8 protein-coding genes are annotated in these 14,127 nt (G+C 62.6%); 5 read left to right on the top strand and 3 right to left on the bottom strand.

The genetic code is table 11. The annotated features are described in order from the left end of the window. Positions 1-160: 160 nt before the first annotated feature. The 3 genes from QMX97_RS16385 to QMX97_RS16375 form a co-directional block, all read right to left on the bottom strand. Complete coding sequence (locus QMX97_RS16385) at positions 161-1,483, bottom strand: sugar ABC transporter substrate-binding protein (protein ID WP_065906621.1); 1,323 nt, start codon at positions 1,481-1,483, stop codon at positions 161-163. A 305-nt stretch (positions 1,484-1,788) separates the two neighbouring features. Then, positions 1,789-2,694: an AraC family transcriptional regulator gene (locus tag QMX97_RS16380; RefSeq protein ID WP_065906623.1), complete on the bottom strand. Its 906-nt coding sequence runs from the start codon at positions 2,692-2,694 to the stop codon at positions 1,789-1,791. A gap of 72 nt (positions 2,695-2,766) precedes the next feature. Further along, positions 2,767-4,056, bottom strand: coding sequence for a glycosyltransferase (locus QMX97_RS16375; RefSeq protein WP_282397262.1), 1,290 nt, complete (start codon positions 4,054-4,056; stop codon positions 2,767-2,769). A 159-nt stretch (positions 4,057-4,215) separates the two neighbouring features. Here QMX97_RS16375 and tpx point away from each other — a divergent pair, with 159 nt between their 5' ends. From tpx to QMX97_RS16350, 5 genes are all read left to right on the top strand, one after another. Then, complete coding sequence (gene tpx / locus QMX97_RS16370; protein WP_120448412.1) at positions 4,216-4,716, top strand: thiol peroxidase; 501 nt, start codon at positions 4,216-4,218, stop codon at positions 4,714-4,716. Between the two features lie 231 nt (positions 4,717-4,947). Continuing rightward, positions 4,948-6,252, top strand: coding sequence for an MdtA/MuxA family multidrug efflux RND transporter periplasmic adaptor subunit (locus QMX97_RS16365; protein WP_282397261.1), 1,305 nt, complete (start codon positions 4,948-4,950; stop codon positions 6,250-6,252). Beyond that, complete coding sequence (locus tag QMX97_RS16360; RefSeq protein WP_065906631.1) at positions 6,249-9,350, top strand: MdtB/MuxB family multidrug efflux RND transporter permease subunit; 3,102 nt, start codon at positions 6,249-6,251, stop codon at positions 9,348-9,350. The genes QMX97_RS16365 and QMX97_RS16360 overlap by 4 nt, the downstream gene beginning before the upstream one ends. Then, positions 9,347-12,454, top strand: coding sequence for an efflux RND transporter permease subunit (locus tag QMX97_RS16355; protein WP_065906633.1), 3,108 nt, complete (start codon positions 9,347-9,349; stop codon positions 12,452-12,454). The genes QMX97_RS16360 and QMX97_RS16355 overlap by 4 nt, the downstream gene beginning before the upstream one ends. Before the next feature lie 167 nt (positions 12,455-12,621). Beyond that, a complete protein-coding gene (locus QMX97_RS16350; protein WP_282397263.1) occupies positions 12,622-14,031 on the top strand; it encodes an efflux transporter outer membrane subunit in 1,410 nt (469 codons plus the stop codon). Positions 14,032-14,127 lie beyond the last annotated feature (96 nt).

Genomic DNA, 14,127 nt, shown 5'->3' with positions numbered 1-14,127 from the left:
GCGTGGTCGTTTGCACTTGGGCAGTGGTGGTATTGATAGGGTCAGGACCAGTCAGGTACATGCAGAACGAGAATCGGAGCGCGGTCAGGGTGGGAGCTGGCTTGCCTGCATCGCAGGCAAGCCAGCTCTCACATAAAGCAGTTACGGCGGTGTGCCGGCTTTATTTGGGATAACCCGCCCGCTTCATTTCACGCTCGGTGGTGGTCTGCGCGGCGGTCAATGCAGCATCCACCGTCTGCTGACCGGTCAGCGCACCCGAGAAGAACTTGCCGACCTGGGTACCAATCGCCTGGAATTCAGGAATGGTCACCAACTGGATCCCGATATACGGCACGGGCTTGAGGGTCGGTTTGGTCGGGTCGGCGACTTTCAGCGATTCGAGGGTCACCTTGGCGAACGGCGCGGCCTTCATGTACTCGTCGCTGTAGGTCGATTTGCGCGTACCTGGCGGTACGTTGGCGATGCCGTCGGTCTTGGCCACCAACTGGCTGTATTCCTTGGACGTCGCCCAACTGGTGAACACCTTGGCGGCGTCCTTGGCCTTGGAACTGGTCGGGATCGCCAGTGACCAGGAGTACAGCCACGAGGTGCCCTTGTCGGTCTTCTCGTGCGGGGCAAAGGTGAAGCCGACATGGTCAGCCACTTTGCTTTGGGTCTTGTCGGTGACAAACGAGCCGGCCACGCTGGCGTCGACCCAGATTGCGCACTTGCCGCTGTTGAACAGCGCAAGGTTTTCGTTGAAACCATTGCTGGAGGCACCCGGCGGGCCGGATTTCTTCATGTTGTCGACGTAGAAGTTCAGCGCGTCTTTCCATTCGGGGCCGGTGAATTCCGGCTGCCACTTCTCATCGAACCAGCGCGCCCCGTAGCCGTTGGCCAGGGTGGTGATCAGCGCCATGTTTTCGCCCCAACCGGCTTTGCCGCGCAGGCACAGGCCGTATTGCTCTTTGCTCTTGTCGGTGAGTTTGGCCGCGAATTCGCCGATCTGGGTCCAGGTCGGGTGCTCGGGCATGCTCAGCCCGGCGTCCTTGAACAGATCGGTGCGGTAATAGGTGATCGAGCTTTCGGCGTAGAACGGCAGGGCATACAGCGAACCCTTGACGGACAAACCGTCACGCACCGAAGGGAATACATCATCGAGGTCGTAGGAAGCCGGCAGATCCTTCATCGGTTCCAGCCAGCCCTTGGCGCCCCAGAGTGCGGCTTCGTACATGCCGATGGTCAACACGTCGAACTGCCCGCCTTGGGTGGCGATGTCAGTGGTCAGGCGTTGGCGCAGCACGTTTTCTTCAAGCACCACCCAGTTCAGCTTGATATCCGGATGCTCGGTCTCGAAGGTTTTCGAGAGCTTTTGCATGCGGATCATGTCGCTGTTGTTGACGGTGGCAATGGTCAGGGTTTGCGCGCCAAAGCTGACGGCGCTGAGGGTCATGCATACAGTCATGCAAGAACAGGCAAGCAGAGTTTTTGCTGTGAACTTCATCGCGCACTCCATTTCTGCGCCCAGGGGCTGCAGAAGGACAGTTATTGTTGTTGTGTCTTCCCACGAACAGCCAGGAAGAGTGTGCGTTGATTACAGCCTTCAAATGGGGTTATGACAAATCCTTGGGCGCACTTGCACTGATACTTTTTTGCACTCGCGTTGAAAGCAGCTGAAACGATTCGCCGAGTGTGTCCCCCGGCAGGCTGGCGATGCTCGTAGACGAATACGCGCAAACCTGGATCAACGCGGCGTTTGTGGGACGTTCGCGGGCAAGCCGGCTGCTACGGGACCGCGCAGCGCTCGGTTCAGGCCAGGTTCTGCTCGGTGAGCCGCTGCACCGCCAGGCGCCGATAGTGGGAAGGGGTCATGCCTTTCAATTGCTGGAAACGCCGATTGAAGTTGGAGATGTTGTTGAATCCCGACTCAAAGCACACGTCCGTCACCGCCTTGTCGCCATCGGCCAGCAGTTCGCAGGACTTGCTGATGCGCAACCGGTTCACAAACTCGATAAACGTGCGGCCGGTGGCCTGCTTGAACACCCGGGAAAAATACGTCGGCTTCATCCCCAGGTATTCCGCGACTTCCTCCAGCGGCAACTCGCGTGCGTAGTGGGCGAAGATGTAGTCCACCGCGCGGTTGGTGCGGTCCACGCTGTGTTCGTCAGCCAGGTGGGCGGTGTTTACCCCCGACAGCAACTGGTAGTCCTCACACGCGCTGAGCACCTCCAACAGAATGAAAAAGTGCCCCAGGCGCGCCATGCCCTGGGCATCCTCGATGCGCTGCATCAGGGTCATGGCCTGGGCGATGGTCTTTTTGCAGCGAAATTCGATGCCGTATTGCGCCCGTTCCAGCAGCGGCGTGAGCGTCTTGAGTTCGGCGAAGATATGGCTGCCGTGCTCGAACAGCTCATCGGTGAAGTTCACCAGCATGTCGCGCTTGGGCACCACTTCGTCTTCCTCGACCTGGCTGATCCAGTTGTGCGGCAGGTTGGGGCCGGTGAGAAACAGGCTTTCGGGGTAGAAATTGCCGATGTAGTCGCCGATAAACACTTTGCCCGAACTGGCGACGATCAGGTGCAGCTCGTATTCCTTGTGGAAATGCCAGCGCACCAGCGGGCAGGGGAAGCCGTGTTGGCGATAGATGATGGACAGACCGTTGTGATCGTCCATCAGCTCGTAGGAAGGGTCGGTGATTCGCGCTGCTCGGGTCATGCTGCCGTCGCTTTATTGTGGTTGCTGCCTGGGATAATGCCCCCTCGCGCGCGACCTCGCCAGCACCGGTGTTCAGGCGAGGCGGTTTTTGGCCTCGATCCACTGGGACATGTACTGCGTACTTTTATGCGCGTGATGGCGCAGCATGCTGCCGGTGAAGTTATCCCGGCGATGGGCGGCAAGGTGGCTGCGGCAGTGTTCCAGGCAGGCCACCAGTGCCGGGCCGTGCAGGTCCTGGTCATAGCGGCTGGCCAGTAACTGGCGGCCGTGCTCCTGCGCCTGGGTCCAGCGTTCGCGGTCCTGGTACAGGCTGACCGCCGCAGCGGCGAATGCCTGCGCGTCCTCGGCGATTACGCCGGGCCAGGCCTGCTCGTCGCCCATGGCTTCGGCGCCGATCGGCGTGGTGATATTCGGCGTGCCACACAGCATCGCATCGGCCAGCTTGCCCTTGATACCGGCACCAAAGCGCAGCGGCGCGAGGCAGATGCGTGCAGCGGTCATCACTTGCAGCGCGTCTTCTGCCCAGTTCATCACGTGGAAGCCTTGCGCCGGGTTGTGCAGGGCCGTGGCCTTGGGCGGAGTGTAGGCGCCGTAGATATGCAATTGGGCGCCGGGCAATTGCTGACGGATCAGCGGCCACAGGCTGTTCTTCATCCACAGCACCGCATCCCAGTTGGGCGCGTGGCGGAAGTTGCCGATGCTGAGGAAGTGCGCGCGGTCTTCAAACGGCACAAACGCCGCGGTCGGCGGCTGCAGCATCAGCGGGCACCAGTGGAGCAGGGCGGCGGGCACCTTGAACTGCTCGGTGAGCAGGCGGATTTCGACGTCGGAGATCATCAGGCTGATGTCACAACGATAAATCGCGGCGATTTCGCGCTTGGCCAGGTCGGTGTCGGCCATCAACTCGAATTCCTCCCGCAGCGCGGGGGTGAACAGGGCGCTGAAGTCGTCAGTGTCGGGATGGGCCTTGAGGTGCGCCTTGAAGCGCTGCTGGCGCGCGTCACGCAGACTTTGCAGGTCGGAGGTCTCGAGCACGCGCAGGGCGTCGGGGCAGCATTTTTCCACGCGCCAGCCGAACTGCTCTTCCATCATGAAACGGTCGAACAGCACGATGTCCGGGGCCAGTTTGCGGATAAAATCGTCGAAACTGCTGTTATTCAGTTCAATCGCGCATTCGCGGATGCCGAGGGCGGGCAGGTCCGCCTTGTGTTCGCCGATGGTCGCCGGACTGCTGAAGGTAATGTCCCAACCTTGTGTAAGAAAACTCTCAAGGATCTGCATCATGTGCCCGCCCGCCGCCGAAGAACGCGGCTCCGGCCAGACATAACCAATGACCAGGACTTTGGTGGCAGGCTGATTCATCAACAACGGCTTCCTTTAAGGGCAGGGCAAAAGCGCGCAATTAAACCACAACCCGGTGGCATGACAATTTGCGTCTGGTGGTAGGTAGCCACGGTACTTTGTGGTTAACTTCGGCCTCTCGAATTCGTTTAACCAAAACCCAGCATAAGGATTCTGTTCATGGCTCAAGTCACCCACCGTGGCAACCCAATCAAGGTTGAAGGCGAGCTGCCGCAAGTCGGTTCCCAGGCTCCGGATTTCATCCTCACCGCCGGCGACCTGTCGGACGCAACCCTGGCGACCTTCGCCGGCAAGCGCAAAGTGCTGAATATCTTCCCAAGCGTCGACACCCCGACCTGCGCGACCTCGGTTCGCAAGTTCAACGCCCAGGCCAATGACCTGAACAACGCCGTGGTCCTGTGCATCTCCAGCGACCTGCCGTTTGCCCAGGCGCGCTTCTGCGGCGCTGAAGGCCTGGAAAACGTGAAAAACCTGTCGGACTTCCGCGACCCGGGCTTCGCCGTTGATTTCGGCGTCTCCATCGCCGAAGGCGCACTGCGTGGCCTGACCGCCCGTGCCGTGGTGGTGCTGGATGAACACGACAAGGTGCTGCACAGCGAACTGGTCAGCGAAATTGGCCAGGAACCCAACTACGAAGCCGCCCTGGCTGTTTTGAAGTAACTGTTTCGGCGCATTACTGTCGTTTTGCAGTAACACGCGTGCTACATGATTGCGGCCTGGCCTAGTCCAGGCCGTTTTTATTTGTCGTTCAGGCGCTTAGCGAAATAGGCAATGGACTAAGGTCAGAAGTTAAAAGTTGTAAGCCCAAGGTAAATAGCCGGTAAAGGCGCTTTTCTTAAAGCGCTCCAGTGCTTATCTTTCAGCCTCCCAAAGAAGAAGCTCTCGCGCCCAATGGTTGATCACTCCATGCAATCCTCCCCCCGCAACTCCCGCCGCTGGCTGTTCGGCCTGCTCGTGCTGCTGGTCATCGCCGGCCTGTGCTGGAAATTCTGGCCCGGCAGCCACACGGAAGCCGACGCGAAAAAACCGGCTGGGCATGCCGGCAAGTCGGGGATGATGCGCCCGGGCTTCGGCGGGTCTACCGGCCCGATCCCGGTGCGTGTGGCGCCTGCGGTGCTGGGGGAGTTCCCGGTGTACTACAAGGCCTTGGGCACGGTGACGGCGCTCAATACCATCAATGTGCGCAGCCGGGTGGGCGGCGAGCTGGTGAAGATCGCCTTTGAAGAAGGGCAGATGGTCAAGGCGGGCGACCTGCTGGCCGAGATCGACCCGCGCAGCTACCAGAACGCCTTGCTCCAGGCCCAGGGCACGCTGATGCAGAACCAGGCCCAGCTGAAAAACGCCCAGGTCGACGTCGAGCGTTATCGCGGCCTGTACGCCCAGGACAGTATCGCCAAGCAAACCCTGGACACCGCCGAAGCGCTGGTCCTGCAATACCAGGGCACGGTCAAGACCAACCAGGGCGCGGTGGACGACGCCAAGCTCAACCTCGAATTCACCAAGATCCGCGCGCCAATCAGTGGCCGCGTCGGCTTGCGCCAGGTCGACGTCGGTAACCTGGTCGCGGCCAACGACACCACGTTTCTGGCGGTCATCACCCAGACCCAGCCGATCAGCGTGGCGTTCACCCTGCCGGAAAACACCCTGGAAACCGTGCTCGCCCGCTACCACGCCGGCAACAAGCTGCCCGTCGAAGCCTGGGACCGTGGCGACGTGAAGCAGCAGGCCACCGGCGTGCTGCAAAGCCTGGACAACCAGATCGATGTCACCACCGGTACCCTGAAATTCAAGGCGCGGTTCGATAACAAGGACCAGGCACTGTTCCCGAATCAGTTCGTCAATGTGCACCTGCTGGCCGACACCCTGCACAACGTGGTGCTGGCGCCGTCGGCGGCGATCCAGTTCGGCAACACCGGCACCTTTGTCTACGTGCTCGACGGTGACAAGAAGGTCAAGGTCCAGCCCCTGGTGGTCGGCGATACCGACGGCGACAACACGGTGATCAAGGAAGGCCTGAAGGCCGGCGACCGTGTGGTGCTCGAAGGCACCGACCGCCTCAAGGACGGCAGCGAAATCGAAGTGGTCAACGACAGCAGCGAAGTACCGACCACCCCCACCGAACACCTGCAGGGCCAGCCGGCAGCTAAAGGGGAGACCGGCGCCTCCGCCGGCAAGGCGCAAAAGGTCGGTTCATGAACCTGTCGCGGCTGTTTATCCTCCGCCCGGTCGCCACCACGCTGAGCATGCTGGCGATTGTGTTGGCCGGCATCATCGCGTATCGCCTGTTGCCGGTATCGGCGTTGCCCCAGGTGGATTACCCGACCATCCGGGTGATGACCCTGTACCCCGGCGCTAGCCCCGATGTGATGACCAGTGCGGTGACCGCGCCGCTGGAGCGCCAGTTCGGGCAAATGCCCGGTCTCACCCAGATGGCGTCCACCAGCTCCGGCGGCGCGTCGGTGCTGACCCTGCGCTTCAACCTCGACATCAATATGGATGTCGCCGAGCAACAGGTGCAGGCCGCGATCAACGCCGCCACCAACCTGCTGCCCAAGGATTTGCCGGCGCCGCCGGTGTACAACAAGGTCAACCCGGCGGATACCCCGGTGCTGACGCTTGCGATCACCTCCAAGACCATGCTGCTGCCCAAGCTCAACGACCTGGTCGACACGCGCATGGCGCAGAAAATCGCGCAGATCAGCGGCGTCGGCATGGTCAGCATCGCCGGCGGCCAGCGCCAGGCCGTGCGCATCAAGGTCAACCCCGAGGCCCTGGCGGCCAACGGCTTGAACCTGTCGGACGTGCGCACCCTGATCGCCGCCTCCAACGTCAACCAGCCCAAGGGCAACTTCGACGGCCCCACGCGAGTGTCGATGCTGGATGCCAACGACCAGTTGGTCTCGCCGCAGCAATATGCCGAACTGATCCTGGCCTACAACAATGGCGCGCCGCTGCGCCTTAAAGACGTGGCTGAAATTGTCGACGGTGCGGAAAACGAGCGCCTCGCCGCCTGGGCCAATGAAAACCAGGCCGTGCTGCTGAATATCCAGCGCCAGCCGGGTGCCAACGTGATCGAGGTGGTCGACCGCATCAAGGCGCTGCTGCCGAGCATCACCGACAACCTGCCGGCCGGCCTCGATGTGACGGTGCTGACCGACCGCACCCAGACCATCCGCGCCTCGGTCACCGATGTGCAACACGAATTGCTCATCGCCATTGCCCTGGTGGTGATGGTGACGTTCCTGTTCCTGCGCCGGGTCAGCGCCACGATCATCCCGTCCATTGCCGTGCCGCTGTCGCTGGTGGGTACCTTCGGCGTGATGTACCTGGCCGGTTTTTCGATTAACAACCTGACGCTGATGGCCCTGACCATCGCCACCGGCTTCGTGGTGGACGATGCGATCGTGATGCTGGAGAACATCTCGCGCTATATCGAGGAGGGCGAGACACCCTTGAATGCTGCGCTCAAGGGCGCCAAGCAGATCGGCTTCACCCTGATTTCCCTGACCCTGTCGCTGATCGCGGTGCTGATCCCGCTGCTGTTCATGGCCGATGTGGTGGGGCGGCTGTTCCGCGAATTTGCCATCACCCTGGCCGTAGCGATCCTGATTTCCCTGGTGGTGTCGCTGACCCTCACGCCAATGATGTGCGCGCGCCTGCTCAAGCGTGAACCCAAGGAAGAGGAGCAGGGCCGTTTCTACAAGGCCAGCGGCGCCTGGATCGACTGGCTGATCGAAGCCTACGGGCGCAAGTTGCAGTGGGTGCTCAAGCACCAGCCGCTGACCCTGCTGGTGGCTATCGCCACGCTGGGCCTCACCGTAGTTCTCTATCTGGTGGTGCCCAAGGGCTTCTTCCCGGTGCAGGACACTGGCGTGATCCAGGGGATTTCCGAAGCCCCGCAGTCGATTTCGTTTGCGGCCATGAGCCAGCGCCAGCAGGAGCTGGCGAAGATCATCCTCGCCGACCCGGCGGTGGAAAGCCTGTCGTCGTATATCGGCGTGGATGGCGATAACGCCACGCTGAACAGCGGTCGCTTGCTGATCAACCTCAAGCCCCATGGCCAGCGCGACTTGAGCGCGGCCCAGGTGATCACCCGCCTGCAACCGGAAATCGACAAGATGGTCGGCATCCGCCTGTTCATGCAGCCGGTGCAGGACCTGACCATTGAAGACCGCGTCAGCCGCACGCAGTACCAGTTCAGCATGTCCTCGCCGGACGCCGACCTGCTGGCGCTGTGGAGCGACAAGCTGGTGCACGCCCTGAGCCAGATGCCGGAACTCACCGACGTGGCCAGCGACCTGCAGGACAAAGGCCTGCAGGTGTACCTGGTAATCGACCGTGATGCGGCCTCGCGCCTGGGTGTCAGTGTGTCGACCATTACCGACGCGCTGTATGACGCCTTCGGCCAGCGGCAGATTTCGACCATCTATACCCAGGCCAGCCAGTACCGCGTGGTGCTGCAGGCGCAGTCCGGGGAAACCCTCGGCCCTGCGGCGCTGAACCAGATCCACGTGAAAACCACCGATGGCGGCCAGGTGCGCCTGTCCAGCCTGGCCCATGTGGAGCAGCGCCAGGCGCAACTGGCGATTGCGCATATCGGCCAGTTCCCGGCGGTGATGATGTCGTTCAACCTGGCCCCCGGCGTCGCGCTGGGCAAAGGCGTGGAGCTGATCAACCAGGCGCAGAAGGACATCGGCATGCCGGTGGGCGTGCAGACCCAGTTCCAGGGCGCGGCGCAGGCGTTCGAGGCGTCGTTGTCGAGTACCTTGCTGCTGATCCTGGCGGCGGTGGTCACCATGTACATCGTGCTCGGCGTGCTCTACGAGAGTTACATTCACCCGATCACCATCCTGTCCACGTTGCCGTCGGCGGCGGTGGGAGCCTTGCTGGCGTTGCTGCTCAGCGGCAATGACCTGGGCATGATCGCGATCATCGGCATCATTTTGCTGATCGGTATCGTGAAGAAGAACGCGATCATGATGATCGACTTCGCCCTCGACGCCGAACGCAACCAGGGCCTCGACCCGCAGACCGCGATCTACCAGGCGGCGCTGTTGCGTTTCCGGCCGATCCTGATGACCACCCTGGCCGCGCTGTTTGGTGCGGTGCCGCTGATGCTGGCCACCGGTTCCGGTGCCGAACTGCGTCAGCCCCTGGGCCTGGTGATGGTCGGCGGTTTGCTGGTGAGCCAGGTATTGACGCTGTTCACCACGCCGGTGATCTACCTGTACTTCGATCGCCTGGGCCGTCGCTGGCGCAAAGAGCCGCAAAGCCTGGAGCCGGTTGAGTCATGAATTTGTCCGGACCGTTCATTCGCCGGCCGGTAGCCACCATGCTGCTGAGCCTGGCGATCATGTTGCTGGGGGGCGTGAGCTTCAACCTGCTGCCGGTGTCGCCGTTGCCGCAGATCGACTTCCCGGTGATCGTGGTGTCGGCCAGCCTGCCGGGGGCCAGCCCCGAGGTGATGGCGTCCACCGTGGCCACGCCGCTGGAGCGCTCCTTCGGCGCGATTGCCGGCATCACCACCATGAGCAGCTCGTCGAGCCAGGGCTCCACCCGGGTGATCCTGGCATTTGACTCCGACCGCGACATCAACGGCGCGGCGCGAGAAGTGCAGGCGGCAATCAATGCTTCGCGCAACCTGCTGCCCAGCGGCATGCGCAGCATGCCCACCTACAAGAAGATCAACCCGTCCCAGGCACCGATCATGGTGCTGTCGCTGACCTCGGACGTGTTGCAGAAGGGCCAGTTGTACGACCTGGCGTCCACCATCCTTTCGCAAAGCCTGTCCCAGGTGCCGGGCGTGGGCGAAGTGCAGATCGGCGGCAGTTCCCTGCCGGCGGTGCGCATCGAGCTGGAACCCAAGGCTCTGGACCAGTACGGCGTGGCCCTGGACGACGTGCGCAACACCATCGCCAACGCCAACCAGCGGCGGCCCAAGGGCTCCCTGGAAGACAGCGAGCGCAACTGGCAGATCCAGGCCAACGACCAGCTGGAAAAAGCCAAGGACTATGAGCCGCTGCTGATTCGCTACCAGAACGGCGCAGCCCTGCGCCTGGGCGACGTGGCGAAGATCAGCGACGGCGTCGAAGACCGCTACAACAGTGGTTTCTTCAACAATGACTCGGCGGTGCTGCTGGTGATCAACCGCCAGTCCGGCGCCAACATCATCGAGACCGTCAGGCAGATCAAGGCGCAACTGCCGGCGTTGCAGGCGGTGCTGCCATCCAGCGTCAAGCTCAGCCTGGCCATGGACCGCTCGCCGGTGATCACCGCCACGTTGCATGAAGCCGAGATGACCTTGCTGATTGCGGTGGGGCTGGTGATCCTGGTGGTCTACCTGTTTCTCGGCAATTTCCGTGCGTCGCTGATCCCGACCCTGGCGGTGCCGGTGTCGCTGGTGGGCACGTTCGCGATCATGTACCTGTACGGATTCTCGTTGAACAACTTCTCGCTGATGGCGCTGATCCTCGCCACCGGCCTGGTGGTCGACGATGCCATCGTGGTGCTGGAGAACATTTCCCGGCATATCGACGACGGCGTGCCGCCGATGAAGGCGGCGTACCTGGGCGCCCAGGAAGTGGGCTTCACCTTGCTGTCGATGAACGTGTCGCTGGTGGCGGTGTTCCTGTCCATCCTGTTCATGGGCGGCATTGTCACCAACCTGTTTCGCGAGTTTTCCATCACCTTGTCGGCGGCGATCATTGTGTCGCTGATTGTTTCGCTGACCCTGACGCCGATGCTCTGCGCGCGCTGGCTCAAGCCGCACGTGAAAGGGCAAATGACCGGCCTGCAGCGCTGGAGCCAGAAGATCAACGACCGCATGGTCGCCGGCTACGCCACCAGCCTCGACTGGGTGCTGCGTCACCGCCGCCTGACCCTGCTCAGCCTGTTGCTGACCATCGGCGTGAACGTGGCGCTGTACGTGGTGGTGCCGAAAACCTTTATGCCGCAGCAGGACACCGGTCAGTTGATCGGTTTTGTGCGCGGTGATGACGGGTTGTCGTTCAGCGTGATGCAGCCGAAGATGGAAACCTTCCGCAAGGCCGTACTCAAGGACCCGGCAGTGCTCAGCGTGGCCGGCTTTATCGGCGGCAACAACGGCACCAACAACGCGGTGATGCTGGTGCGGCTCAAACCGATCAGCGAGCGCAAGATTTCCGCCCAGGCGGTGATCGAGCGCCTGCGCAAGGATGTACCGCTGGTGCCGGGCGGGCGCCTGTTCCTGATGGCCGACCAGGACCTGCAATTTGGCGGCAGCCGCGACCAGACCAGCGCGCAGTATTCCTACATCCTGCAAAGTGGTGACCTGGCCGCGTTGCGCCTGTGGTACCCGAAAGTGGTCGCCGCCTTGCGCGAGCTGCCGGAGCTGACCGCCATCGACGCCCGCGAAGGGCGCGGCGCGGCCCAGGTCACGCTGATTGTCGACCGCGACCAGGCCAAGCGCCTGGGCATCGATATGAACATGGTCACGGCGGTGCTCAACAACGCCTACAGCCAGCGGCAGATCTCGACCATCTATGACAGCCTCAACCAGTACCAGGTGGTGATGGAGGTCAACCCCAAATACGCCCAGGACCCGATCACCCTCAACCAGATGCAGGTGATTACCTCCACGGGCGCACGGGTGCCGTTGTCGACCATTGCCCATTATGAAAACAGCCTGGCGGATGATCGCGTCAGCCACGAAGGCCAGTTCGCCTCGGAAAACATCGCCTTCGACATGTCGCCCGGCGTCACGGTGGAGCAGGGCACGGCCGCCATCGAGCGGGCGATTGCCAAGGTCGGCCTGCCGGAAGACGTGATCGCCAAGATGGCCGGTACTGCCGATGCCTTCGCCGCCACGCAGAAAGGCCAGCCGTTCATGATCCTCGGCGCGCTGGTGGCGGTGTACCTGGTGTTGGGCATCCTGTATGAAAGCTACATCCACCCGCTGACGATCCTCTCGACCCTGCCGTCGGCCGGGGTTGGCGCCATGCTCGCCATCTACCTGACCGGGGGCGAGTTCAGCCTGATCTCCTTGCTGGGGCTGTTCCTGCTGATCGGTGTGGTGAAGAAGAACGCGATCCTGATGATCGACCTCGCCCTGCAACTGGAACGCAACGACGGCATGGGGCCGCTGGAGTCGATTCGCAGTGCCTGCCTGCTGCGTTTGCGCCCGATCCTGATGACCACGTTGGCGGCCATCCTCGGGGCCTTGCCGTTGCTGCTTGGCACCGGCGATGGCGCGGAAATGCGCCACCCGCTGGGCCTGACCATTATTGGCGGCCTGGTGTTCAGCCAGGTCCTGACCCTCTACACCACCCCGGTGGTCTACCTCTATCTCGACCGCGCGCGCCACCGTTTCAACGCCTGGCGCGGCGTGCGCACCGATGCTGCCCTGGACACTGCGCTATGACTGACTCAATCAACGCCAACGCACCGCATCCGGTCGCCGTGGCGGACCTCGACAACGCGCCTTGCTCCGCAGGCGCCGGCTTGCCGGCGAAAAAAACCCGGACACCGCGTGTGCCCCGGCTGGGCGCGTTTTCGTTGACGACCTTCGCGAGCAAACTCGCGCCTACGATGGGGCTTGCGCTGCTGCTCAGCGCCTGCGCCGTCGGCCCGGATTACAAGCGCCCGGAAGTGGTCGAGCCTGCACAGTTCAAGGAAGCCCAGGGTTGGCGCCAGGCCACGCCGAGCGATTCCCTGGCCCGTGGCGCCTGGTGGGAGTTGTACGGCGATCGCCAACTCAATGACCTGGTGTTGCGCCTGAACAACTCGAACCAGACCGTGGCCCAGGCCGAGGCGCGCTTTCGCCAGGCCCGGGCCCTGGTGCGCAGTTCGCGCGGGGCGTTTTACCCCACCGTCGACCTGAGCGCCGGCAAAACCCGCGCGAGCCAGGGCACCGGCAGCAGTAACGCCAGCCTCAGCAGTTCCAGCAGTGGCATCCGCGACACCCTCAACGCGCAGTTGGGCGTGAGTTGGGAGGCGGATATCTGGGGCAAGTTGCGCCGTGGCCTGGAAGCCAACGAAGCCAGTGCCGAGGCCAGTTCGGCCGACCTCGCGGCGATGCGCCTGAGCCAACAGTCGGAACTGGTGCAAAGCTATCTGCAATTGCGCGTGACGGATGAGCAGACGCGCCTGTTGCAAGCGACCCTGGAGACTTATCAGCGCTCCCTGCAAATGACCGAAAACCAATACCGTGCCGGCGTCTCAGGCAAGGATGCGGTGGCCCAGGCGCAGACCCAGCTCAAGACCACCCAGGCCAGCCTGATCGACCTGATCTGGCAGCGTGCCCAGTTGGAAAACGCAATTGCCGTATTGATCGGCGAGGCTCCGGCCAACTTCAACCTGGCGGTGAGCAAGGACATCCCGGCGCTGCCGCAGATTCCGGTGAGCCTGCCGTCGCAACTGCTGGAACGCCGACCGGATATCGCCTCGGCCGAACGCTCGGTGATCGCCGCCAACGCGAATATCGGCGTGGCCAAGGCAGCCTACTACCCGGACCTGAGCCTGAGCCTGGCCGGCGGTTATTCCAGCAGCACCTACGCCGACTGGATCAGCCTGCCGAACCGCTTCTGGTCGGTGGGCCCCAAGCTGGCCATGACCCTGTTCGACGGCGGCCAGCGCTCGGCGGAAGTCGACCGCAGCGTGGCCTCCTATGACGAAACCGTGGCCAAGTACCGCCAGACCGTGCTCGACGGCTTCCGTGAAGTGGAAAACTACATGGTGCAGCTCAAGGTGCTGGAAGACGAAGCAGTGGTGAGCAATGAAGCACTCGACGCCGCGCGCGAGTCACTGCGCCTGACCCAGAACCAGTACAAGGCCGGGCTGATCGCCTACCTGGACGTGGTGACGGTACAGGCCACCGCGCTGAGCAACGAGCGCACCGTGCTGACCTTGCTGCAGACGCGCCTGGTGGCCAGCGTGCAATTGATCGCCGCGTTGGGCGGTGGCTGGGATGGGCAAACGCCCATCGCCGAAAAGGACTGACCCACCCCAATCCACTGTCGGCGCCGGCTTGCAAAGGCGGCGTCTGCAGTGCCTTGCGCAGCGCCCGCGAGCCAGATCATTGGCGTCAAATTGCCA

The organism is Pseudomonas sp. PS01298, assembly GCF_029959745.1.
GTDB classification, from domain to species: Bacteria; Pseudomonadota; Gammaproteobacteria; order Pseudomonadales; family Pseudomonadaceae; genus Aquipseudomonas; species Aquipseudomonas aylmerensis.
The sequence above is the reverse complement of the archived record's forward strand: the minus strand, read 5'-3'. Positions and strand labels throughout refer to the sequence as shown.

Coding starts and splice junctions, on each gene's coding strand:
- QMX97_RS16350 (WP_282397263.1), top strand. CDS start 12,622: ATGGGGCTTGCGCTGCTGCTCAGCGCCTGCGCCGTCGGCCCGGATTAC.
- QMX97_RS16355 (WP_065906633.1), top strand. CDS start 9,347: ATGAATTTGTCCGGACCGTTCATTCGCCGGCCGGTAGCCACCATGCTG.
- QMX97_RS16360 (WP_065906631.1), top strand. CDS start 6,249: ATGAACCTGTCGCGGCTGTTTATCCTCCGCCCGGTCGCCACCACGCTG.
- QMX97_RS16375 (WP_282397262.1), bottom strand. CDS start 4,056: ATGAATCAGCCTGCCACCAAAGTCCTGGTCATTGGTTATGTCTGGCCG.
- tpx (WP_120448412.1), top strand. CDS start 4,216: ATGGCTCAAGTCACCCACCGTGGCAACCCAATCAAGGTTGAAGGCGAG.
- QMX97_RS16365 (WP_282397261.1), top strand. CDS start 4,948: ATGGTTGATCACTCCATGCAATCCTCCCCCCGCAACTCCCGCCGCTGG.
- QMX97_RS16380 (WP_065906623.1), bottom strand. CDS start 2,694: ATGACCCGAGCAGCGCGAATCACCGACCCTTCCTACGAGCTGATGGAC.
- QMX97_RS16385 (WP_065906621.1), bottom strand. CDS start 1,483: ATGAAGTTCACAGCAAAAACTCTGCTTGCCTGTTCTTGCATGACTGTA.